Origin of the sequence: Aeromonas sp. EERV15, assembly GCF_900079845.1 — a bacterium.
Lineage (GTDB): Bacteria > Pseudomonadota > Gammaproteobacteria > Enterobacterales > Aeromonadaceae > Aeromonas > Aeromonas sobria.
Genome location: NZ_FKKY02000009.1, coordinates 113,297 through 134,529, shown reverse-complemented (window position 1 = coordinate 134,529; position 21,233 = coordinate 113,297). Strand labels below are relative to the sequence as shown.

Here is a 21,233-nt window from a genome sequence, read left to right as displayed (position 1 = left end):
GCATCAGAAGCTGACCTGACTCAACTGCCGGATCACCTGATTGGCCGCCTGCTCCTGCATCTCGCGGTTGAGCTGCTCCTGCTCACGAGAAGAGGCGAGCGCTGCATCCGGCTTGTTGAGGAAGCTGCGGTTGAAGTTGATGGGGAAGACCTGGGTCGGCTTGCCCGGCACCGAGACGGTGAACTGGGTACTGAAGCCCAGCACATATTCAGTGTCGACGCCCTGAGCGTTGACCGAAGCGACCTGACTGGCGCTGCCGACGCCGCCCAGAGTGAGCACCGGAATGCCCTCCTTGTCGGCCAGGGTGACCCCGGAGGCCTTGAGGCGGGTAGTGACCAATCGGTAGAAGTCGCTCTTGTTGTCGCCCACGACCTTCATGGTCATCAGCTCGCTCGGAATGCCGTTGCCGCGCATCTGAAAGCCGCAGCCTTGCAGCAGCAGGGCTGCCAGCATGACGGCCATCAAGCGGGTGAATATGGTGCCCATAGAAAATCCTCTTTGCATGAAGGGAAGAGCGGCGGGCGCAGGGCCCGCCGTTATCATCCGTTTGCTGTCACAGATTGGCAATGATCAGTTGGTGACTTCTCAGTTAGCAACGATGTTGAGCAGCTTGCCAGGTACATAGATCACCTTGCGCACGGTCAGACCGTCGGTGAACTTCTGTACCGAGGCATCGGCCATCGCCAGCTTCTCGACGTCTGCCTGGCTGATCTCGGCCGGCACGGTCAGCTTGCCGCGCATCTTGCCGTTGATCTGTACCACCACCAGCTTCTCGGTCTCGACCATGGCCGCTTCATCAGCCACTGGCCAGACGGCGTGATCCACGTCATCACCCTTGCCCAGCATTTTCCACAGCTCGAACCCGATGTGCGGGGTGATGGGGGTGAGCATCACGACGATGGCCTCCAGCGCTTCCTGCATCAGGGCGCGATCCTGAGGCTCGGTATCCAGCTTGGTCAGGCTGTTCATCAGCTCCATGATGGCGGCGATGGCGGTGTTGAAGGTCTGACGACGACCCACGTCATCGCTCACCTTGGCGATGGTTTTGTGCAGCTCGCGGCGCAGGGTTTTCTGCTCGCCGGAGAGGGCTGCCACATCCAGTGCCAGAACGGCACCGGCAGAGACGTGCTCGAAGGTCAGGCGCCACAGGCGACGCAGGAAGCGCTGGGCACCCTCTACGCCAGAGTCTGACCACTCCAGGGTCATCTCGGCTGGCGAGGCGAACATCATGAACAGACGGACGGTGTCGGCGCCGTAACGCTCCACCATCAGCTGTGGGTCGATGCCGTTGTTCTTGGACTTGGACATCTTGGTCATGCCGGAGTGGATCACCTCACGGCCTTCGTTGTCGATGGACTTGGTGATGCGACCCTTCTCGTCACGCTCTACCTTGACGTCGGTCGGGCTGACCCAGACGTTGCCGCCTTTTTCGTCTTTGTAGTAGAAGGCATCGGCCAGCACCATGCCCTGGCAGAGCAGGCGCTTGAACGGCTCGTCGCTGTTCACCAGCCCTGCGTCACGCAGCAGCTTGTGGAAGAAGCGGGCGTAGAGCAGGTGCATACAGGCGTGCTCGATACCGCCGATGTACTGATCCACCGGCAGCCAGTGGTTGGCAGCAGCCGGATCCAGCATGCCCTTGTCGTAGTCCGGGGAGCAGTAGCGCGCGTAGTACCAGGAGGACTCCATGAAGGTGTCGAAGGTATCGGTCTCGCGGAACGCTTCCTGACCGTTGTAAGTGGTCTTGGCCCACTCGGCATCGGCTTTGATCGGGCTCTGGATACCATCCATCACCACATCTTCCGGCAACAGTACCGGCAGTTGATCTTCCGGCGTTGGCACTACTGTGCCATCAGCCAGAGTCAGCATCGGGATGGGGGCACCCCAGTAACGCTGACGGGAGACGCCCCAGTCACGCAGACGGAAGTTGACGGTACGCTTGCCGTGGCCGAGGGCTTCCAGCTTGTTGGCGATGGCGTCAAAAGCGCCCTGGAACTCGAGACCGTCAAACTCGCCGGAGTTGAACAGTACGCCCTTCTCGGTGTAGGCGGCGTCGCTCACGTCCACCTCGCCATCGGCAGGCTTGATGACGGCCTTGATGTCGAGGCCATATTTGGTGGCGAATTCGAAGTCACGCTGGTCGTGACCCGGAACCGCCATCACGGCGCCGGTACCGTAGTTCATCAGCACGAAGTTGGCGACCCAGACCGGTACCTTGCGGCCATCCAGCGGGTGAATGGCATAGAGGCCGGTGGCCATGCCCTTCTTCTCCATGGTGGCCAGTTCCGCTTCGGCTACCTTGGTGTTCTTGCACTCTTCGATAAAGGCAGCCAGTTCCGGATTGCTGGCAGCAGCCTGCAGGGCCAGCGGGTGACCGGCAGCGATACCGACATAGGTGACGCCCATGAAGGTGTCCGGACGGGTGGTATAGACCTCCAGTTGCTCAGCCTGACCCTCGATGGCGAAGCTGATGTTGACCCCTTCGGAGCGGCCAATCCAGTTGCGCTGCATGGTCTTGACCATCTCCGGCCAGCCTTCCAGATTGTCGATGTCGTTCAGCAGCTCTTCGGCGTAGTCGGTGATCTTGATGAACCACTGGGGGATCTCTTTTTGCTCCACCGGGGTGTCACAGCGCCAGCAGCAGTTGTCGATAACCTGCTCGTTGGCCAGCACTGTCATGTCGTTCGGGCACCAGTTGACGGAGGAGGTCTTCTTGTAGACCAGACCCTTTTCGTAGAGCTTGGTGAAGAACCACTGCTCCCAGCGGTAGTAATCCGGCTTGCAGGTGGCCAGCTCGCGATCCCAGTCATAACCCAGCCCCAGCATCTTCAGCTGGTTCTTCATGTATTCGATGTTTTCGTAGGTCCAGGGTGCCGGCGCCGTGCTGTTTTTGACCGCGGCGTTCTCCGCTGGCAGGCCGAATGCATCCCAACCTATGGGCTGCAGCACGTTCTTGCCATTAAGCCGTTGATAACGGGAGATCACATCACCTATGGTGTAGTTACGAACGTGCCCCATGTGTAGTCGACCAGACGGATAGGGGAACATGGACAGGCAGTAGAACTTCTCCTTGTCTACTTTCTCCACGGCCTTGAAGGTTTTCTTGGCATCCCAGTGCTTTTGCACTGCTGGTTCGATTGATTGGGGAACGTATTGCTCTTGCATTGGTGACATCCGGATCTGTGAAATGAATAGATAAATCAGCTGGGAAATCGCAATAGAATACCCATATCCTGCGGCGGCAACAACCGCCAGCGTCCCTCGGGCCTTAAGCCGGGCCAGATCAGGGTTTAGTAGAGGAGTAACAGCCATGGACAAACGTCAAAAAGGGTACGAAGCCTTCATTGCCGAGCTGCAAAAACAGTGGCAAGAGACTGAACAGTTCCAGGGGGAGCGCCTCAACCGGATGATTGCCAAGGTGCAGGCCTATCTGGAGGCCGCCAGCGACCTGACTCAGGACGAGCTGGCGCTCATCGCCGAGTACGTGAAGCGGGATCTGGGCAACTATGACGAGGGGCGCCATGATGATAGCGAGCAGATTGAAGAGTCTGCTTTCATGCTGGCCCTCAAAGACACCGCCTGGTCCTGGTTGGCGGATGTGACCGACCGCGCCCAGGTGGAGTGGCGCGAGCTGGCCGACGAGCTGGAGCACAAGGGAGTCTATGAGGCGGGTGACTGGGTGGGGCTCGGGGTCATGGTGTGTGACCAGTGTGGTTGGCGCCATACCGTGCTGCATCCCCAACAGCTTGATACCTGCCCCGAGTGTGGCTGCGCCGAGTATCACCGCGAGCCGCTTTCACCCTGAGTGGCCGTATCATCAGGCTAAGGTACCGACCGGTAGGGACGATTAGCGAAGCGTAATCGTCCATTTATCCAGAGGCATCGACACTCTGCTTGCCAATGTGAGAAAGGCGCCATCAGGCGCCTTTTTCTTACTTGCCGGTCTCAACGGGGCGTTTACTTGCCGGCGACGGAGAGGCCGCCAAAACGGATAAGCGGGGCGTAGAAGCCCTTGCCGTCGTTGTGGTGCAAGGTGTCACCGACCGCTTCCAGCTCGCCCAGCAGGCGGTAGAAGTTGCCCGCCACCGTGATGCCACGCACCGGCTGGAGCCGCACGCCATCGCGGCAGAGGAAGCCCGACGCGCCAAAGGAGAAGTCGCCGCTTACCGCATCGGCACCGGAGTGCAGACCGTCCAGCTTGACCAGCTCCAGATAGTCGCCGCTCTGCACTTCCGCTTTGCAGTGGGGGCCCGCGCCAAATACCAGATGGCGAGCGGTGACATCGAGGGCGCTGCGGGCACCGCGGGCGGCCGAGCCGTTGCTGGCGACGCCAAAGTGGCGGGCGGTGGCGCTGTTGTGGAGCAGGGTTTTCAGCTCGCCGTCGCCAATCAGCAGCAGATCCGAGGTAGCAGCTCCCTCGCCATCAAACGCCTTGATGTTCATGCCGCCCGGCATGTAGACCCGGCTCTCTAGGGTGAGCCAGCGGGAGGCGACACTCTGCCCCACCTTCTCCCGCCAGGGGTTGATCCCCTGCTGGGCCCACTTGCCCGACAGCACCCCCTGAAAGCAGCCAAACAGACTGGCGAAGCAGTTGGTGCTGAAGATGACGCTGTAGCGGCCACCCGGCAGCGCCTCACCCGGCAGCAAGTCGCTGGCGACGGCATAAATCTGGTCGATGAGTCGCTGGCTATCCAGTTCGTCAAAGCGACGGCCATACTGCCCCTGCGAGTGCATCGACTGGCGGCCATCCCGTTCGACCAGTGCCGAGGTGTAGCAGCCAACGCTGAACTCGCCGTGCTGGCAGAGGGTTCCCTGACTGTTGGCGAGCCAGAGGCGGCTCTCCCCTTCGAAGAAGCTGTTGTAGGGGGCGCCGCTCACATCGGGCATGGCCAGCATGTCTGACTCGATGCGCAGGGCCAGGGCGATCTTCTCCTCTACCGGCGTGGTATCGGGTTGGTTGATCTCGGCGCAATCTGTGGTGATCCGGCTGCCCGCCACCGAGATGCGCTGATCCGCATCCACCTTGGCAAAGCGGCTGGCATCGAGCGCATCTTGCAGCATGGCATCCAGCGCCAGCTCATCGAGGGATTCCGAGTAGGCGATGCCGACCCGGCCCTCTTTGATCAGGCGAATGCCGAGTTGCTGGCTGCTGGTGACCTTGTATTCACCGAGTTCGCCCTTGTCTGCCTTGAGGGAGAAGGCTCTCTCCTGATTGGCGATGATGTCTGCTTCGGCACCGAGATCAGCCACTTTATCCAGCAGACGGGTGAGCAGTAGGTTCATGTCGAGTTGGCTCATCAGGCGTTCCCTCCCACCAGAATGTTGTCCACTTTCAGCGCCGGCTGGCCCACCGAGGTGGGGACCGAGCCCGACACCGAGCCGCACATACCGGCGGCCAGCGCCAGATTGCTGCCCACCATGGAGATCTCTTTCAGCACCTGCGGGCCGGTGCCGATCAGGGTGGCGGACTTGAGCGGTTTGGTGATCTTGCCGTGCTCGATGAGGTAGGCCTCCTGCACGTTGAAGTTGAACTCGCCGGTGCCGGGCTGTACCGAGCCGCCCCCCATCTTCTTGGCGTAGATGCCGTGTTCGACGGTGGCCAGCATATCGTCGAGGCTGTGGTTGCCCGGTTCGATATAGGTGTTGCGCATGCGCGAGGTGGGGGCGTACTTGTACGATTCGCGCCGACCCGAGCCGGTGCGGGCATAGCCGGTCTTCAGCGCCCCCATTCTGTCCACCAAAAAGCCGGTCAGCACGCCGTCCTTGATGAGCTGGGTGTGCTGGGTCGCCATCCCCTCATCATCGACGTTGATGGAGCCCCAAGCATTGCCTTGCAGCCCCTCGTCCACCGCGCTGACCGCCGGATTGGCGATAAGCTGGCCCATTTTGTCGTGGAATACCGAGGCCTTCTTGGCCACCGAGGTGGTCTCCAGCAGGTGACCGCACGCTTCGTGGAAGATGACGCCGCCAAAGCCGTTCTCCATGATGACTGGCAGAGTGCCGCTCGGGCAGGGGGCTGCACCCAGTTTCACCAGCGCCTGGCGGGTGGCGGTGAGGGCCAGCTCGCGGGGATCGATGCGCTCGGCATGCTCCCAGCCCATCAGGGCGCCTGGCGCCTCGTAGCCGACGCTCTGCTCGCTCCCTTCCATTGCGATGGTCTGGGCCATGATGCGGTTGTAGTGGCGGCGATCGCTCACCTGCAGCCCTTCGCTGTTGAAAATCTCCACCTCCTGCTCCCAGCCCAGCACGTTGCCGGAGAACTGGCTCACCTTGTCGCTCTCGGCGCGGGCCACCGCATCCATGGCGTGCAGGTAGGCAATCTTCTGCTCCAGCAGTTTGTCGGCCGACAGCGGCAGTGCCACCGGGTTGCGGTCGGTCAAACGGGTGAAATCGAAGGCGGTGGCGGTCACCACGGGGTCACGGCGGTCTTTGGCCGCCAGCAGGGTGACAATGCGCAGTAGCTCGTCGCGGCTGGCCAGATTGGTGTAGCCGTAGAGCACCTTGTAGCCGTAGCAGAGGCGTACGCCGATGCCGAAATCGAGGCCGCCGCTGATGTTCTCTATCTGGCTGGAGAGCAGGCTGAGCTGGCTGCGGCGCTTGCGCTCCACAAACAACTCGGCGAAATCGGCACCCAGTGCCAGTGCGTGATCGAGCACGTCACGGGCGATGGCGGGGGCCAACAGGGAGAATGGAGTCATAGAATATCCTTTTCTGGTCTGTCAGTTTGCTTCCGACACCCGGCTCTGATTGTTATGGGATGTCGAGTCCATTGTTGCAGACCAGCACAAAAAAGTCGCTATAGGGTCACGCGATGATACCGATTGAGAAAATCGGTGCGATTACTGCGCCCGGGTGGCCATAGCACAGGGCAAGTGGCCACCCGGGCAGGAGGAAGAAGGCGTCAGAGCAGGGCGTGGATTTCGCTCAGGATCTGCTCGACCCACTGCTCGATGCGCGGATCTGTCTGGTCATATTGATTGGCATCGTCCAGTGCCAGCCCGACAAAGTGGTGGCCATCGTCGATCAGCGCCTTGGAGGCGTCGAACTCATACCCTTCGTTGGGCCAGTAACCCACCAGCTTGACCCCTTTGGGCACCAGCTGATCGTGCAGCAGGCCGAGGGCGTCCTGGAACCATTCGCCATAACCGAGCTGATCTCCGAGGCCAAACAGGGCGACGATGCGTCCCTCCAGATGGAGATCAACGATATCTTCCCAACGGGACTCCCAGTCCTCCTGCAGCTCGCCGAAATCCCAGGTGGAGATGCCGAGGATCAGGATCTCGTAATCCTCCATCCGGCGCAGGGAGACATCCTTGATATTGTGAATATCCACCAGCTCGGGGCCGATGAGGGCGCGGATCTTCTCGGCAGCCATCTCGGTGTAACAGGTGGTGGAACCGTAAAACAGACCAATCTTCATCGCTCTTCTCTCTGTTGGCGCTTTCTCGCTTGCTCGTGTGGACGACGCCATGTGGGCAACACGATGGGTAACGTAAGGGGAGGGGGCCAGTCTAGCAGATTGCCATTCGACCTTCACCGCCCGGCAAGGGGCTTGCCACAAGGGCCTTATCTTTCCAATGAAAGTGCCTTGTCTTTGCAAGGAGTTGGCGCGTTACAATGGGCCATCGATCCCCTGATTGCAGCGCACCATGAGCAAGCCCGACCCCCATCCTCTGATTGAACCCTTCCTCGACGCCCTCTGGCTGGAGCGGGGATTGGCTGACAACACGGTCAGCTCCTATCGCAGCGATCTGGAAAAGTTTTCGTTCTGGCTCGACGAGCAGGGGAGCTCTCTGCTGTTGGCGGGGATGGACGAGATCCAGCACTACCTCGCATGGCGGGTGGATCACTTGTTTGCAGCGAGCAGCACCGCTCGTTTCCTCTCGGCTTTGCGCCGTTTTTACCAATATCTCAACCGCGAAAAGCTGCGCAGCGATGACCCTACCGTACTGCTGGAGGGGCCCAAGTTGCCGAAAAAATTGCCCTCTGATCTCAGCGAAGCCGAGGTGAACGCGCTGCTGACCGCGCCGTTGGTGGACGACCCGCTGGAGCTGCGGGACAAGGCGATGCTTGAACTGCTCTACGCCACCGGGCTGCGGGTCTCCGAGCTGGTGGGGCTCACCGCCGAGCATGTCAGCCTGCGTCAGGGGCTGGTGCGGGTGGTGGGTAAGGGCAACAAGGAGCGGCTGGTGCCGATGGGGGAGGAAGCGATGCACTGGCTGGAGCGTTACTACCGGGAGGCCCGCACTCTGCTGCTGGGGGGCACCAGCTCGGATGTGGTGTTCCCTTCAAAGCGGGCGCAGATGATGACCCGCCAGACCTTCTGGCACCGCATCAAGATCTATGCCCTGCGGGCGGGCATCCATGGTGAGTTGTCACCTCATACCCTGCGTCACGCCTTTGCCACTCATCTGCTCAACCACGGCGCCGACTTGCGGGTGGTGCAGATGCTGCTGGGGCACGCGGATCTCTCCACCACCCAGATCTACACCCATGTGGCCAACGAGCGACTCAAGGCGCTGCACGGTGAACACCATCCCAGAGCCTGAGCCGGTGCGCGAGTCTGTCAAAATAAAAAACCGCCAGCAGGCGGTTTTTTGGCATTACACGACAGGAGATTGCGCTTATTTCCCCTGTTGGGATTTGAGCAGATCGCGGATCTCGCTCAGCAACTCTTGATCCTTGGTAGGACCGGCGGGGGCAGCGGCCTCTTCTTGCTTCTTCTTGAGGGTATTGATGCCCTTCAGCCCCATGAAGATGGCGAAGGAGATGATCAGAAAATCGATGATGGTCTGGATGAACTTGCCATAGGCGATGACCACGGCCGGCGTCGTCCCTTCTGCGGCCTTCAGGGTGACCGCCAGATCGCTGAAGTCCACGCCACCCAGGATCAGACCGATAGGCGGCATGATCACGTCACCGACAAAAGAGGAGACAATCTTGCCGAAGGCGGCACCAATAATGATACCAACCGCCATGTCGATGACGTTGCCGCGGGCGGCAAAGGCTTTGAACTCTTGAATCAAACTCATAATATCCTCCGAAATTAAACAAAATAGCGCATGGATCGCCCCTGAACAGGGGACGCTGCTTTATCAGGAAAACGGAGGCGAGGCCGCGTTATTCCTGTCGTCGTGACTAGCTTGCTGGGGTTGGCTTTGATTGGCAATCTGCGGGCCATTATTTTTTGGTACAGTCTGGTATTAATTTTTTGGTGATTAGCGGATTGAATAATAAACTATGCTGCTGTACTTTGCCGGGTCAATTCATTCATACCATGTGAGTAATCCAGTGAAGTATTTACTACTGGGAATGATGCTACTGTTCACATTTTGTGCCAGAGCCGGGATGGACCCCCACGCCTTGAAAGAGGTCATCTCAACCCGGTTGGGGATAGCGGTCTATCTGGTCGAGCAGACACCGATTAGCGGGTTATACATGCTGGGCACTTCCCAGGGGGTGCTCTACAGCGATGCCAAAGGGGACTACGTTGTCCAGGGCATCATGCTGGATATGGCCCATGACATGAAAAATCTGACCGTTTCAGGCCTGCGAGAGCAGCGTCGACTGGGTTTGTCTCAGGTGAGCTATGCGCCCATTGTGCTTGAGGCTCCTGACGAACGTCATCGAGTCGCGCTGTTTCTCGGTGAACATGAGGCGAGAAGACGGCAGTTGGCTCCGACGTTACAACATCTCCAGGCATTAGGGATCAGTGTCGAGCTGTATCCTGTGATTGAGCATGCGGCACAGGCTGCCGATTGGTGCAGCGACCCCCTGCTGCAAAATTCCCCCTTCAAAGCTTATTTGCCTCAACAGGAATGTAGTGAGACCCTTATTCAAAATATTGGCCTGAGCAAATGGTTGGGGGTCAAGGTATTGCCTGCCTGGGTATCCTCTGACGGGAATCTGGTTCGCGGTTACCAAAGCCCTGAGCAATTGCTAAAAATACTGGATCACTATGCCGAAGCCCCTGCAAATCCGTCGTCGTCCGCGAGTTGATGATTCCCATCTGCCTGCCACCCTGCATCCCCTGCTTCGCCAAATCTTTGCCAGTCGTGGCGTAGACGATCCGGCCCTGCTGGAGCGCAGCGCCAGCCAGCTGTTGCCGCCCCAGCGCCTCTATGGCATGGAGCAGGCGGTGCCGCTGCTGGCAGAGGCCCTGACTGCCCAGAAACGGATCCTGATCGTCGGTGACTTCGACTGTGATGGCGCCACCAGCTCGGCACTGTGTGTGCTGGCGCTGCGCGCTATGGGCGGTCGCCACATCGATTTTCTGGTGCCCAACCGCTTCGAGTTTGGCTACGGCCTCACCCCCGAAATTGTTGAGCTGGCGGTGGCGCGCGGCGCCGAGTTTCTGATCACGGTGGATAACGGCATCTCCAGCATCGCCGGAGTGGCGGCGGCCAAGGCGGCCGGCATGCAGGTACTGGTTACCGATCACCATTTGCCGGGTCAGGAGCTGCCTGACGCCGATGCCATCGTCAACCCGAACCAACACGGCTGCGACTTCCCTTCCAAGTCGCTGGCCGGGGTCGGGGTGGCCTTCTACCTGATGGCGGCCCTCAACACCCATCTGCGCCAGCTCGGCTGGTACGAGCGGCAAGGGCTGCGTGCCCCCAATGTGGCGGATTACCTCGATCTGGTGGCCCTCGGCACGGTGGCCGACGTGGTGGCGCTCGATGGCAACAACCGTATTCTGGTGCATCAGGGGTTGCAGCGGATCCGGGCCGGTCGCTGCCGCCCCGGCATTCAGGCGCTGGTGGATGTGTCGGGCCGCGATGGTCGCCGCCTCACCGCCGCCGACCTCGGCTTTGCGCTGGGGCCCCGCCTCAACGCGGTGGGCCGCCTCGATGACATGTCCCTCGGGGTCGCCTGTCTGCTGAGTGATGATCTCAATCTGGCGCGCCAGCTTGCGGCCGAGATGGACAGCCTCAATCAGGAGCGCAAGGAGATCGAGCAGGGGATGCAGCAGGAGGCCCTCGCTACGCTGGAGCAGATCCGTTTTCGCGATGGTGAAGTGCCGTCTGGCATAGTGCTGCACCGCAACGAATGGCATCAGGGGGTGGTGGGGCTGGTGGCCTCCAAGGTGAAGGAGAAGTACTACCGCCCGGTCATCGCCTTTGCCGAGAGTAGCGAGACTGAGCTTAAGGGCTCCGGTCGCTCCATCCCCGGGGTGCACCTGCGCGATGCGCTGGAACTGCTCGATACCCGCCATCCTGGCCTGATGGGCAAGTTTGGTGGCCACGCCATGGCAGCGGGGCTGACCTTGGCCAAGGCCAATATCGAGGCCTTCAGCCGCGCCTTTGAGGCGGTCATCTGCGAGCTGGTGACCCCCGAGCTGCTGACCGGAGTGCTGCTCACCGACGGCGAGCTGCTGCCGGACGAGCTCAACCTCGAGCTGGCGGAGCTGATCCGCGCCTCCGGCCCCTGGGGGCAGGCGTTCCCGGAGCCGCTGTTTGACGGCGAGTTTGTGCTGGTGCAGCAGCGGCTGGTGGGGGAGAAGCACCTCAAGCTGATGCTGACTACTGATTCCGGCTATGCGGTGGATGCCATCGCCTTCGGCGTCGATCTCAAGCGTTGGCCCGATGCCTCGGTGAAGCGGGTGCGGCTTGTCTACCGGCTTGATGTCAACGAGTGGCGCGGTAACCGCAGCGTGCAGCTGCTGGTGGAGCATCTGGAGGCTGCTGGTCTCTAGCCCTACAGCCACGCTGTTCTGCTGATCATGACGGTCACCCTCGGGTGGCCGTTTTGCTGTGGCCCGGGGTGTGACTCTACCGCGTTGTCATGATGGTTTTTAATTGCTGGTTTTCTGAGTAAGAGGGTTTTAAGTCTCGTTTTATGTCGGTTTGTACGGTTTCAAATTCAAGAAAATGAGGCGTTGTGATACATTCATCCCCGAATCATTTTGTTGTTTGAACGGGACTGACTCTTTGCTGCCCTTTGGCCGACTATCGACCTGGGCGATGGCCCTCGCTATCGCCAGCCTGCTGTGGTTTGCCGCTTTCGCTGCGGTAGGGGTCACTGCAACGCCTCATCAGGAATCGGTTGGGCAGGGCGTCTCGATGCAGCTGCATGAGTCATCCGATCAGGGACTGGCCAACAGCGTCAGCCTCCCTCCTGCCTCCCAGTGGCGACTCGGCTTCGAGCAGGGGCGGCGGCTGGAAGGGGCCACTCACTCCGAGCGCTATCAGATGGTGCTGGCCTGGTTCCAGCACGACATCCTTGGCCTGCTCTGCGGTCTACTGTTCTTTGTGCCGCTGATCTATGTCAGACAGGCCTGCGGCCACTTTGGTTATCTGCACAAACAGCAACTGCTCGGCCACCATCTGCAATTTCGCTTCTGCCACGGCGACTAGCTCACCCTGCTGGCGGGCGCCCATCCACGTTTTCACACTGCTGTTGAACGCTCCTGATTGACTGACGGGGCAGGCTGACACCTGCTGCCTGCGGTCTATCATCCGGTGCTGCGTCCACCCTTCCTGTTGCTTTGTCCATGCTGCTGGCCACCGGCCAGAGGCAGACTTTCTCTTTGCGCAAACACCTGGTGAGCACACCTATGGACTACTACCTCAACCTGTTTATTCACTCGATTTTTGTCGAGAACCTCGCCCTGGCCTTTTTTCTGGGGATGTGTACCTTTCTGGCCGTCTCGAAAAACATCAACACTGCCTTCGGTCTTGGCATGACGATATTGGTGGTGATGGTGATCGCCATTCCTCTTAACAATTTGATCTTCCGTCATATTTTGCGGGCAGGCAGTACCTTTTTCGGCGAATACGATCTGGGGTTTCTCGATTACATCATCTATATCGGGGTGCTGGCGGCATTGGTGCAGGTGATGGAGATGGTGCTCGACAAGTACTTTCCAAGCCTCTATCAGGCGCTCGGCATCTATCTGCCGCTGTTGACGGTGCACTGCGCCATCTTTGGCGGGGTGATGTTTATGGCGCAGCGGGATTACGATTTCGTCGAGTCGCTGGTCTACAGCGCCGGCTCCGGGCTCGGCTGGCTGTTGGCGATTGTCGCCATGGCCGGTTTGCGCCAGAAGCTGAAGTACGCTGATGTACCCGAGGGGCTGCGGGGCATCGGTATCACCTTTATCGTGGCGGGGCTGATGTCCCTTGGCTTCATGTCCTTCTCCGGCATATCCCTGTGAGGGGATGACAGAAAAAAACGAGGCGCCTGCGGGCGCCTCGTTGTTTATCGGGAATTGCGGGTTGGCGTTACAGCTCGCGGGCCCAGGGGTGAGCCTTGGGGCGCAGCGCCAGTGCCAGACCCAGCAGCAGGACGGTCAGGCCGTAGAGGGGCCAGCTACCAAAGCGCAGGTAGGGGGTCTCGCCGTGGGCGGGACGCACCTCGCTGCGCAGCACACCCGCTTCAAACTGCGGGATCTGGCCTATGATGCTGCCGTCGATCTCGGTAACGATAGTGATGCCGGTGTTGGTGTCGCGCAGCAGCGGGCGAGCCAGCTCCAGCGCGCGCATCCGGGCGATCTCCATATGCTGCCAAGGGCCGATGCTGGTGCCGAACCAGGCGTCGTTGGAGACGGTCAGCAGGAAGTCGGTATCGGCATTGACGTTGCGGCGCAGCTCTTCCGGGAAGATGATCTCGTAGCAGATGGCGGCGGCGAACTTGAGTCCCTTGGCGATCAGGTTGGGCTGCACTTCGTCACCCCGGCTGAAGGAGGACATCGGCAGGTTGAAGAAGGGGGCGATGGGGCGCAGCAGATCTTCAAACGGCACGAACTCGCCGATGGGCAGCAGGTGGTACTTGTTGTAGCGGTTGGGGTGGCTGTAGAAGTAGGACTCCTTGCCATCCGCATCCTGTACCCCCATGCCGAGCACGGTATTGTAGAAGCGCTGTTGCTGCTCGTCGTAGTGGATGATCCCCGCCAGCAGGCCGGTATCGTTCACCTTCATCGCCTTGTCCAGATTCTCCAGATAGGGGCCCATCGCCTTTTCGATGGCCGGGATCGCCGACTCCGGCCAGACGATGATGTCGGCATCCTGATTCTCGCGGCTCAAATCCTGATAGGTGCGCACCGTGGGGGCCAGCGCCTCCGGATCCCACTTGAGGGACTGGGCGATATTGCCCTGCACCAGCGCCACTTTGACCGGCTCGCCACGGGTGACCCAGTTGAGCTGCATCAGGCCGTGGGCACTGGCCACCAGCAGGGCAGGTACTGCCAGCCACAGTGGCGAGCGGGATTTCCACACCAGCCAGATGGCGGAGGCACAGAACAACAGTGCCAGCGTGATGCCCTGCACCCCGAGGATGGGGGCGAAGCCCTTGAGGGGGCCATCGATCTGGCTATAGCCAAACCAGAGCCAGGGGAAACCGGTCATCACCCAGCCGCGCAGCCAGTCAGCCACCAACCACAGGGCCGGGAAGGCGAGTAGCCAGCGGCTCCAGTGACGGCCGCCAAAGAAGCGGGCGAAGGCCCAGCATGCCAGCGTCGGGTAGAGTGCCAGATAGGCGGAGAGCCCGGCCAGCAGCACGAAGGCGACCGGCAGCGGAATGCCGCCAAATTCGGTCATGCTGACGTGGATCCACCACAGCCCCGGCAAAAAGAGTCCCATGGCGTAGCCAAAACCGCGCCAGGCGGCCTGTTTCGGCGTGGCTTTGTCCAGCATGGCATAGAGGCCGAGCAGGGAGGGGATCACCAGCGGCCAGTAGCCGAAGGGGGAGAAGGCCAGCACGGCGATGGCACCACAGGCCAGCGCGCTGAGGCTCAACAGGATTCTTGATGTAACGGGGGATGATTTCACGGGCGATTGTGCTCGTCTTGGTGTGCAACTGGGGTCGAATGGTCGGTATCTTAACCTGTAAGCGGGGCAACGGCGAGCCTCGATGCCGGTTGCAGAGAGAACAACGCCCCGAGGTCGGGGCGTTGTTTCACACATCGAGCGGATTTGCTTACTGCGGCTCGGATTGCGCCGCCGCGTGGTGCTCGGGGATCTTCACCTGCAGCTGCTGCAGACGGCGTCGGTCGGCATGCATCACCTTGAACAGGTAGCCGTCCAGCTCGATCTCCTCGCCCTTCTTGGGCAGGTGGCTGAAGGCGTGCATCACCAGACCGCCGACGGTATCCACCTCTTCATCGCTGAATTTGGTGCCGAAGAAGTCGTTGAAATCCTCGATCTCGGTCAGGGCGCTGATAGAGAAGACCCGCTTGCTGAGGCGGCGAATTTCGTCCGGCTCATCCTCGATATCGTCAAACTCGTCGTCAATCTCGCCAACGATAAGTTCCAGTATGTCTTCGATGGTCACCAAACCGGAGACACCACCAAATTCATCGACCACGATGGCCATGTGGTAGCGCTCTTCACGAAACTCCTTGAGCAGACGGTCAACCCGTTTGCTTTCGGGGACGATCACCGTGGGGCGCAAGATTTTTTCGAGCTGTAGCGGCTCGCTGGCGTGATGGCCGCCAAACCCGAAGGGGAGCAGATCCTTGGCGAGCAGAATGCCCTCCACATGATCCTTGTCTTCGTTGATCACCGGGAAGCGGGAGTGACCGGACTCGATGATCACCGGCAGGATCTCGTCGATCGGCTGGGATTTCTCGATGGTCACCATCTGGGAGCGGGGGATCATGATGTCGCGCACGCGCAGCTCGGCGATCTCCAGCACCCCCTCGATCATGTCTTTGGTGTCTTGATCGATGAGGTCTCGCTCTTCGGCATCGGCTATCACGTCTACCAAATCATTGCGGTCTTTTGGCTCGCCCTGGAAGAGTTGGCTGAGTTTGTCGAGCCAGGTTTTCTTCGGCGAGCCGGTACTAGGGTGATCGTCGGTCATTTTTTCTCTTGGTTACTCGCTTCAACACATGTGGGATTGTTTGAATGATATGAGGATAGTCATCGGCTGTTTCAAGGCAATGACTGTCCCCCCTTAACGCTGCGTTTTACTCTTCGTCGTTCAGATAAGGATCGGCAAAACCGAGCTCCTGCATGATGTCGCGTTCCAGCTGCTCCATCTCTTCGGCTTCCTCATCTTCGATATGGTCATAACCTAGCAGATGCAGACTGCCGTGCACAACCATGTGGGCCCAGTGGGCCATGAGGGGCTTGTTCTGCTCGTTTGCTTCCTGTTCCACCACCTGACGGCAGATCACCAGATCGCCGAGCAGCGGCAGCTCCAGACCGGGCGGTGCCTCGAACGGGAAGGAGAGCACGTTGGTGGGCTTGTCCTTGCTGCGATAGGTGAGGTTGAGTTCGTTGCTCTCCGCCTCATCGACGATGCGTACCGTCACTTCGGCCTCTTGCTGGAAGCCGAGGATGGTGCCGTCGAGCCAGCCTTGCAGCTGGGTTTCGGTGGGCAGGCCGTCGGTGCTGGCGCTGGCCAGTTGCAGATCCAGGATCACACTCATTGGGCACTCTCTTTATGGGATTTTTTGGCCGCCAGCGCGTCTGCCTGCTGGGCATCGAACGCCTCGTAGGCTTGTACTATGCGAGCCACTACCGGATGGCGTACCACGTCCTTTGATTCAAAGAAGTTGAACGACAACCCTTCGACACCCTGCAGCACGTCCAGCGCATGGCGCAGGCCGGATGTCTGGTGGCGGGGCAGGTCAGTCTGGGTGATGTCGCCGGTGACCACCGCCTTGGCGTTGAAGCCGATGCGGGTCAGAAACATCTTCATCTGCTCGGTGGTGGTGTTCTGGGCCTCATCGAGAATGATGAATGCATCGTTCAAGGTGCGGCCCCGCATGTAGGCAAGCGGCGCCACTTCGATGATGTTGCGTTCCATCAACTTCTCGACTCGCTCAAAACCCAGCATCTCGAACAGGGCGTCGTAGAGGGGGCGCAGATAGGGATCCACCTTCTGGGAGAGATCGCCGGGCAGGAAACCGAGCTTCTCGCCCGCTTCCACCGCCGGGCGAGTCAGCAAGATACGACGGACCTCCTGACGTTCCAGCGCATCTACCGCTGCCGCGACCGCCAGATAGGTTTTGCCTGTTCCTGCCGGGCCTATGCCAAAGCTGACATCGTGACGGACGATATTGGCGATGTACTGCGCCTGATTGGGGCTGCGCGGCTTGATGAGACCGCGCTTGGTCTTGACCGTCACCTCTTTGCCATAGGGGGTGCCCGGTGCCGGTTCGTCATCCTGCTCCAGTACCCGTGACTCCGAAATGGCCAGATGGACCATATCGGGGGTGATATCGGTCACCTTGCCACCCTTGAGGGGCTGGGTTTCCACATAGAGGTGCTTGAGGATGACGGCGGCAGCATCCAGTTGGGCTTGTTTACCTGCCAGCTGGAAGTGGCTGTCACGGTAGCTGATCTCGACGCCGAGGCGGCGCTCCAGCTGCTTGATATTGTCATCGAACGGGCCGCACAGGCTTGCAAGGCGCTGATTGTCGGCGGGCTCCAGATGCAGATTCAGGGTCGCGGTATGTCGGCTCACAATATCCTCGTCTCAAGGCACTCCCCATCCGCCGGGCGAATGGGGAGGAGGGGATTAATGGGGGGTGAAGGCGGCTACGCCCAGCTCGTCCGGCACATTGTCCGGGCGGCGTGCCAGGATCTCGCTCGGGGCGGTGGCAATGCGCAGGTTCATCTCGCTCTCGCCGCGGATGAACTTGCCGCGCAGGGAGTTGGGACGCACCTCGGTGATCTCCACGTCGGCAAAGCCGCCGATCAGGGTGTGCTGACCTTCGAAGTTGACCACCCGGTTGTTCTCGGTGCGGCCACACAGCTGCATCGGGTCGAGCTTGGAGGGCCCTTCCACCAGGATACGCTGGGTCGAGCCTAGCATGGCGCGGCCAATCTGCATCGACTGATTGTTGATGACGTGCTGCAGACGGGCCAGACGGGCTTTCTTCACTTCCATGTCGACATCGTCGGGCATATCGGCGGCCGGGGTGCCCGGGCGCGGGCTGAAGACAAAGCTGTAGCTCATGTCAAAGTTGATCTCTTCGATCAGCTTCATGGTGGCTTCAAAGTCTTCATCCGTCTCGTTCGGGAAGCCGACAATGAAGTCGGAGCTGATGGTGATATCGGGACGGACGGCCCGCAGGCGACGGATCTTGGACTTGTATTCGAGGATGGTGTGCGGACGCTTCATCATGGTCAGGATGCGGTCAGAGCCGCTCTGCACCGGCAAGTGCAGGAAGCTGACTACTTCCGGGGTGTCCTTGTAAACCTCGATGATGTCGTCGGTGAACTCGATCGGGTGGCTGGTGGTGTAACGAATGCGATCGATACCGTCGATGGCGGCCACCAGACGCAGCAGCTCGGCGAAGGTGCAGATGCCGTCATCAAAGGTCGGGCCACGCCAGGCGTTGACGTTCTGACCGAGCAGGTTCACTTCGCGCACGCCCTGCTGGGCGAGCTGGGCGATTTCGTAGAGCACGTCGTCCAGCGGTCGGCTCACCTCTTCACCGCGGGTGTAGGGCACCACGCAGTAAGTGCAGTATTTGGAGCAGCCTTCCATGATGGAGACAAAGGCGGTGGCCCCTTCGGCGCGCGGCTCCGGCAGATTGTCGAATTTTTCAATTTCGGGGAAGGCGATATCAACCTGGGCGCCACGGCCCTCTTGCACTTGCTTGATCATGGCGGGCAGGCGATGCAGGGTCTGCGGGCCGAACACGATATCCACATAGGGAGCGCGTTGACGAATCGCATCGCCCTCTTGAGAGGCAACGCAGCCACCCACGCCGATCACCAGACCGGGCTTTTTGGCCTTGAGTTTTTTCCAGCGACCCAGCTGGTGGAACACCTTCTCCTGCGCTTTTTCGCGGATGGAGCAGGTATTCAGCAGCAGGACATCTGCCTCTTCGGGCTCTTCGGTAAGGGTGTAGCCATTGCTGGCATCCAGCAGGTCGGCCATCTTGGACGAGTCATACTCGTTCATCTGGCAACCCCAGGTTTTAATGTGAAGTTTCTTGCTCATTGCTTCTCTTGACTTGTGTTGAAATCGGCATGGTCAAAGGACCGCGCATTTTACTCCGCAATCTGGATACTGCCTAGCTAATATCCAGCTGGCAATGGTGCTCACCCGATACCTGTTGCCCGTGAGCTCAATAAGCTTTCTCCTTGATTTGACGCAGCAATTCCCCGTTTGCCTCACTGTTTATCAGGCGCCCTTGCGCTATCATGTTGCCATCCGGTTCACGTCCGGGCGTTGTCGCCGGACGCACCCTTTCAGGAATAAATGTATGGAACAGTGTGATATCGCCATCGTCGGCGCCGGCATGGTGGGCGCTGCCACTGCCTGTCTGCTGGCGGCCCAGGGCCTCTCGGTGCGGGTCATCGAAACTAGCCTGCCGGAGCATTACGCGCCAGCGCAGCCGCTGGATCTGCGGGTCTCCGCCATCAGTCAGGCCTCGGTGGCGCTGCTGGAGCAGGCCGGAGCCTGGCAACACCTGCAACAGATGCGGCTCTGCCCCTATCGCCGACTGGAGACCTGGGAGCTGGACGGCTTTGCCACCCGTTTCAGCGCCGCCGATCTCGGCCTGCCCCAACTCGGCTACATCATCGAGAACCGGCTGGTGCAGCTCGCCCTGCTCAAACGGATGGAAGATTTCCCCAATATCCAGACCCACACCCCGGCGGCGGTGACCAGCCTGCGCCAGAGCGCGGATGAAGCTGTGCTGACCCTGGATGACGGCACCGAGCTGGCCGCCCGCTGGGTGCTGGCCTGCGACGGCGCCGAATCCCACACCCGCAAGCTGGCTGGCATTGGCGTCTCGCGCTTCGAGTACCGCCAGCACTGCATGCTGATCAATATCGACACCGATTTCGCGCAGGAAGATATCACCTGGCAGCAGTTCACCCCGAGCGGCCCGCGTGCCTTCCTGCCGCTGCCCGGCCAGCACGGATCCCTGGTGTGGTATGACAGCCCGGCCCGCATCCGGGCGCTGGCGGCCATGAGCAACGAGGGGCTGGCCGCCGAAGTGCGCCGCCACTTCCCGAGCAGGCTCGGCGGATTTACCGTCACCGGCAAGGGGAGCTTCCCGCTGGTGCGCCGCCACGCCAACGACTACCACGCCGGTCGGGTGGTGCTGCTCGGCGATGCTGCCCACACCATCAACCCGCTGGCGGGGCAGGGGGTCAACCTCGGCTTCAAGGATGTGGCCTGCTGGGTCGATCTGCTGCAAGGGGCTGGCGCCGACTGGCATCAGCTGGCGCTCGCCACCCGTTATGAGCGCCGTCGTCGCCCCGACAACTTGCTGATGCAGTCGGGGATGGATCTCTTCTACGGGGTGTTCAGTAACGAGATTGGCCCCCTCAAGCTGGCCCGCAATCTGGCCCTCAATCTGGCGGACAAGGCGGGCCCGCTCAAGGAGATGGCGCTGCGCTACGCGCTGGGGTTGGTTTAGTCGCGAGGCAGGGCATGAGGCCATGACGCAGCGATGGCCAACTTGATGCCCCTCGTATTTTTTATCTTGCCCCCTCGTTTTACCCTCTGCCAGCGGTTGCGCGGGTGCTTTGTGAGGGCGATTTGGTGCCCGGATGGATAGTAACAAGGATGGACAGATGCGTTATCAGGGACGAATCGCGAGCTGGAACGAGGCGCGCGGCTTCGGGTTTATTACGTCAGAGCAAGATGGCGCCGAACCGGCAACCGCAGGAGAGCGTGGTACAGGGTTGTTTGTGCATGTCACGGCGTTGCAATCAGATGGTCGCTTGCCCGAGAAAGGGGAGCGAGTCACTTATCTGATCGGCAGTGATCAGGATGGCAAACCGCGGGCGCTGCAGGTGTTTTTCCCCGATCGCCCGCTCACGTTGGCTGATGTCGGGCCATCGGCCGTGCGAGCTCCCACATCATCAGCTGCGCCATCATTTCGGGTGGCAAGTCAGCCGCCACAGCCCACCGCGACCAGACCGCGAATTAACCCCTACCGGCGCCGCAAGAGCAGCTGGCGCGGCAAGCTCATTCCCCTGTTGGTGCTCGCCGGTCTCTTTTCCATCTATTCCCGTTTCTCGGCCGAGTCGCAGGACCCCTGGCCGACCTCCTCCGTTAGCGGCAGTGACAGCGGCCTCAGTGAGGTCTCGCTGCAACCGGCCCAACGCTACCAGTGTGATGGCCGACAGCATTGCTCCCAGATGACCTCCTGCGAAGAGGCAACCTGGTTTTTGCAAAACTGCCCGAATACCAAGATGGATGGGGAGGGGGATGGTATTCCCTGTGAAAACCAGTGGTGTGGTCATTAGCGCCCACTTATTGGATTGATAAATAACAGGTATTTCATTTAATTTCTGGCATGGAATTGTGGGTTGGAATCT

At 60.3% G+C, this 21,233-nt stretch carries 19 protein-coding genes; 8 read left to right on the top strand and 11 right to left on the bottom strand.

Features of this window, described 5'->3' with window-relative positions:
- Positions 1-3 precede the first annotated feature (3 nt).
- Together lptE and leuS are read right to left on the bottom strand one after the other, a co-directional pair.
- Complete coding sequence (gene lptE, locus BN4575_RS09950; protein WP_068978067.1) at positions 4-486, bottom strand: LPS-assembly lipoprotein LptE; 483 nt, start codon at positions 484-486, stop codon at positions 4-6.
- Positions 487-585: 99 nt separating this feature from the next.
- Positions 586-3,162: a leucine--tRNA ligase gene (gene leuS, locus BN4575_RS09945; protein ID WP_068978066.1), complete on the bottom strand. Its 2,577-nt coding sequence runs from the start codon at positions 3,160-3,162 to the stop codon at positions 586-588.
- Positions 3,163-3,307: 145 nt separating this feature from the next.
- On the opposite strand from leuS, the gene BN4575_RS09940 reads away from it, so the two are divergent.
- Positions 3,308-3,802: a zinc ribbon-containing protein gene (locus tag BN4575_RS09940; RefSeq protein ID WP_042022821.1), complete on the top strand. Its 495-nt coding sequence runs from the start codon at positions 3,308-3,310 to the stop codon at positions 3,800-3,802.
- A 152-nt stretch (positions 3,803-3,954) separates the two neighbouring features.
- Here BN4575_RS09940 and BN4575_RS09935 read toward each other — a convergent pair whose 3' ends face one another.
- The 3 genes from BN4575_RS09935 to fldB all read right to left on the bottom strand — a co-directional run bounded on the left by BN4575_RS09935 (position 3,955) and on the right by fldB (position 7,417).
- The gene (locus tag BN4575_RS09935) at positions 3,955-5,295 is read right to left on the bottom strand and encodes a TldD/PmbA family protein (RefSeq protein WP_068978065.1); all 1,341 of its coding nucleotides are present in this window, start codon (positions 5,293-5,295) and stop codon (positions 3,955-3,957) included.
- Entirely contained in the window at positions 5,295-6,695 is a 1,401-nt protein-coding gene (locus BN4575_RS09930) for a TldD/PmbA family protein (protein WP_068978064.1), read from the bottom strand. The genes BN4575_RS09935 and BN4575_RS09930 overlap by 1 nt, the downstream gene beginning before the upstream one ends.
- A 203-nt stretch (positions 6,696-6,898) precedes the next feature.
- Positions 6,899-7,417 (bottom strand): flavodoxin FldB, encoded by a 519-nt coding sequence (fldB, locus tag BN4575_RS09925; protein WP_042022826.1) that lies wholly within the window; start codon positions 7,415-7,417, stop codon positions 6,899-6,901.
- Between the two features lie 229 nt (positions 7,418-7,646).
- Here fldB and xerD point away from each other — a divergent pair, with 229 nt between their 5' ends.
- Positions 7,647-8,546, top strand: a complete 900-nt coding sequence (gene xerD / locus BN4575_RS09920) for a site-specific tyrosine recombinase XerD (RefSeq protein WP_042022938.1) — start codon at positions 7,647-7,649, stop codon at positions 8,544-8,546.
- 75 nt (positions 8,547-8,621) lie between these two features.
- On the opposite strand, the gene mscL is transcribed toward xerD, so the two are convergent.
- Complete coding sequence (mscL, locus tag BN4575_RS09915; protein ID WP_068978063.1) at positions 8,622-9,029, bottom strand: large-conductance mechanosensitive channel protein MscL; 408 nt, start codon at positions 9,027-9,029, stop codon at positions 8,622-8,624.
- A 316-nt stretch (positions 9,030-9,345) separates the two neighbouring features.
- Between mscL and BN4575_RS09910 the strand changes: the two genes are divergently transcribed.
- The 4 genes from BN4575_RS09910 to nqrE all read left to right on the top strand — a co-directional run bounded on the left by BN4575_RS09910 (position 9,346) and on the right by nqrE (position 13,153).
- Entirely contained in the window at positions 9,346-9,996 is a 651-nt protein-coding gene (locus BN4575_RS09910) for a disulfide isomerase DsbC N-terminal domain-containing protein (protein WP_068978108.1), read from the top strand.
- Entirely contained in the window at positions 9,956-11,692 is a 1,737-nt protein-coding gene (gene recJ / locus BN4575_RS09905; RefSeq protein WP_068978062.1) for a single-stranded-DNA-specific exonuclease RecJ, read from the top strand. Before BN4575_RS09910 ends, recJ begins: the two co-directional genes overlap by 41 nt.
- Positions 11,693-11,960: 268 nt before the next feature.
- Positions 11,961-12,353, top strand: coding sequence for a hypothetical protein (locus BN4575_RS09900; protein WP_068978061.1), 393 nt, complete (start codon positions 11,961-11,963; stop codon positions 12,351-12,353).
- Between the two features lie 200 nt (positions 12,354-12,553).
- Complete coding sequence (gene nqrE / locus BN4575_RS09895) at positions 12,554-13,153, top strand: NADH:ubiquinone reductase (Na(+)-transporting) subunit E (protein WP_068978107.1); 600 nt, start codon at positions 12,554-12,556, stop codon at positions 13,151-13,153.
- Between the two features lie 67 nt (positions 13,154-13,220).
- Here nqrE and lnt read toward each other — a convergent pair whose 3' ends face one another.
- The 5 genes from lnt to miaB form a co-directional block, all read right to left on the bottom strand.
- Positions 13,221-14,765: an apolipoprotein N-acyltransferase gene (gene lnt / locus BN4575_RS09890; RefSeq protein WP_068978060.1), complete on the bottom strand. Its 1,545-nt coding sequence runs from the start codon at positions 14,763-14,765 to the stop codon at positions 13,221-13,223.
- A 148-nt stretch (positions 14,766-14,913) separates the two neighbouring features.
- A complete protein-coding gene (corC, locus tag BN4575_RS09885; protein WP_033137507.1) occupies positions 14,914-15,798 on the bottom strand; it encodes a CNNM family magnesium/cobalt transport protein CorC in 885 nt (294 codons plus the stop codon).
- Between the two features lie 106 nt (positions 15,799-15,904).
- The gene (ybeY, locus tag BN4575_RS09880) at positions 15,905-16,369 is read right to left on the bottom strand and encodes an rRNA maturation RNase YbeY (protein WP_068978059.1); all 465 of its coding nucleotides are present in this window, start codon (positions 16,367-16,369) and stop codon (positions 15,905-15,907) included.
- On the bottom strand, positions 16,366-17,409 hold the full coding sequence (locus tag BN4575_RS09875) for a PhoH family protein (protein WP_068978058.1): 1,044 nt from the start codon (positions 17,407-17,409) through the stop codon (positions 16,366-16,368). The genes ybeY and BN4575_RS09875 overlap by 4 nt, the downstream gene beginning before the upstream one ends.
- A gap of 54 nt (positions 17,410-17,463) precedes the next feature.
- Complete coding sequence (gene miaB / locus BN4575_RS09870) at positions 17,464-18,897, bottom strand: tRNA (N6-isopentenyl adenosine(37)-C2)-methylthiotransferase MiaB (protein ID WP_042022841.1); 1,434 nt, start codon at positions 18,895-18,897, stop codon at positions 17,464-17,466.
- Between the two features lie 265 nt (positions 18,898-19,162).
- Between miaB and BN4575_RS09865 the strand changes: the two genes are divergently transcribed.
- Together BN4575_RS09865 and BN4575_RS09860 are read left to right on the top strand one after the other, a co-directional pair.
- The gene (locus BN4575_RS09865) at positions 19,163-20,326 is read left to right on the top strand and encodes an FAD-dependent monooxygenase (protein ID WP_068978057.1); all 1,164 of its coding nucleotides are present in this window, start codon (positions 19,163-19,165) and stop codon (positions 20,324-20,326) included.
- A gap of 157 nt (positions 20,327-20,483) precedes the next feature.
- Entirely contained in the window at positions 20,484-21,161 is a 678-nt protein-coding gene (locus tag BN4575_RS09860) for an excalibur calcium-binding domain-containing protein (RefSeq protein ID WP_068978056.1), read from the top strand.
- The last annotated feature ends 72 nt before the right edge of the window (positions 21,162-21,233 follow it).

Bases quoted from the DNA above. Each gene is read 5' to 3' on its own strand.
- miaB (WP_042022841.1), bottom strand. From the start codon at position 18,897: ATGAGCAAGAAACTTCACATTAAAACCTGGGGTTGCCAGATGAACGAG.
- leuS (WP_068978066.1), bottom strand. From the start codon at position 3,162: ATGCAAGAGCAATACGTTCCCCAATCAATCGAACCAGCAGTGCAAAAG.
- corC (WP_033137507.1), bottom strand. From the start codon at position 15,798: ATGACCGACGATCACCCTAGTACCGGCTCGCCGAAGAAAACCTGGCTC.
- BN4575_RS09940 (WP_042022821.1), top strand. From the start codon at position 3,308: ATGGACAAACGTCAAAAAGGGTACGAAGCCTTCATTGCCGAGCTGCAA.
- BN4575_RS09900 (WP_068978061.1), top strand. From the start codon at position 11,961: ATGGCCCTCGCTATCGCCAGCCTGCTGTGGTTTGCCGCTTTCGCTGCG.
- fldB (WP_042022826.1), bottom strand. From the start codon at position 7,417: ATGAAGATTGGTCTGTTTTACGGTTCCACCACCTGTTACACCGAGATG.
- ybeY (WP_068978059.1), bottom strand. From the start codon at position 16,369: ATGAGTGTGATCCTGGATCTGCAACTGGCCAGCGCCAGCACCGACGGC.
- xerD (WP_042022938.1), top strand. From the start codon at position 7,647: ATGAGCAAGCCCGACCCCCATCCTCTGATTGAACCCTTCCTCGACGCC.
- mscL (WP_068978063.1), bottom strand. From the start codon at position 9,029: ATGAGTTTGATTCAAGAGTTCAAAGCCTTTGCCGCCCGCGGCAACGTC.
- BN4575_RS09930 (WP_068978064.1), bottom strand. From the start codon at position 6,695: ATGACTCCATTCTCCCTGTTGGCCCCCGCCATCGCCCGTGACGTGCTC.
- BN4575_RS09910 (WP_068978108.1), top strand. From the start codon at position 9,346: ATGGACCCCCACGCCTTGAAAGAGGTCATCTCAACCCGGTTGGGGATA.
- nqrE (WP_068978107.1), top strand. From the start codon at position 12,554: ATGGACTACTACCTCAACCTGTTTATTCACTCGATTTTTGTCGAGAAC.
- BN4575_RS09860 (WP_068978056.1), top strand. From the start codon at position 20,484: ATGCGTTATCAGGGACGAATCGCGAGCTGGAACGAGGCGCGCGGCTTC.
- recJ (WP_068978062.1), top strand. From the start codon at position 9,956: ATGCCGAAGCCCCTGCAAATCCGTCGTCGTCCGCGAGTTGATGATTCC.
- BN4575_RS09935 (WP_068978065.1), bottom strand. From the start codon at position 5,295: ATGAGCCAACTCGACATGAACCTACTGCTCACCCGTCTGCTGGATAAA.
- BN4575_RS09865 (WP_068978057.1), top strand. From the start codon at position 19,163: ATGGAACAGTGTGATATCGCCATCGTCGGCGCCGGCATGGTGGGCGCT.
- lptE (WP_068978067.1), bottom strand. From the start codon at position 486: ATGGGCACCATATTCACCCGCTTGATGGCCGTCATGCTGGCAGCCCTG.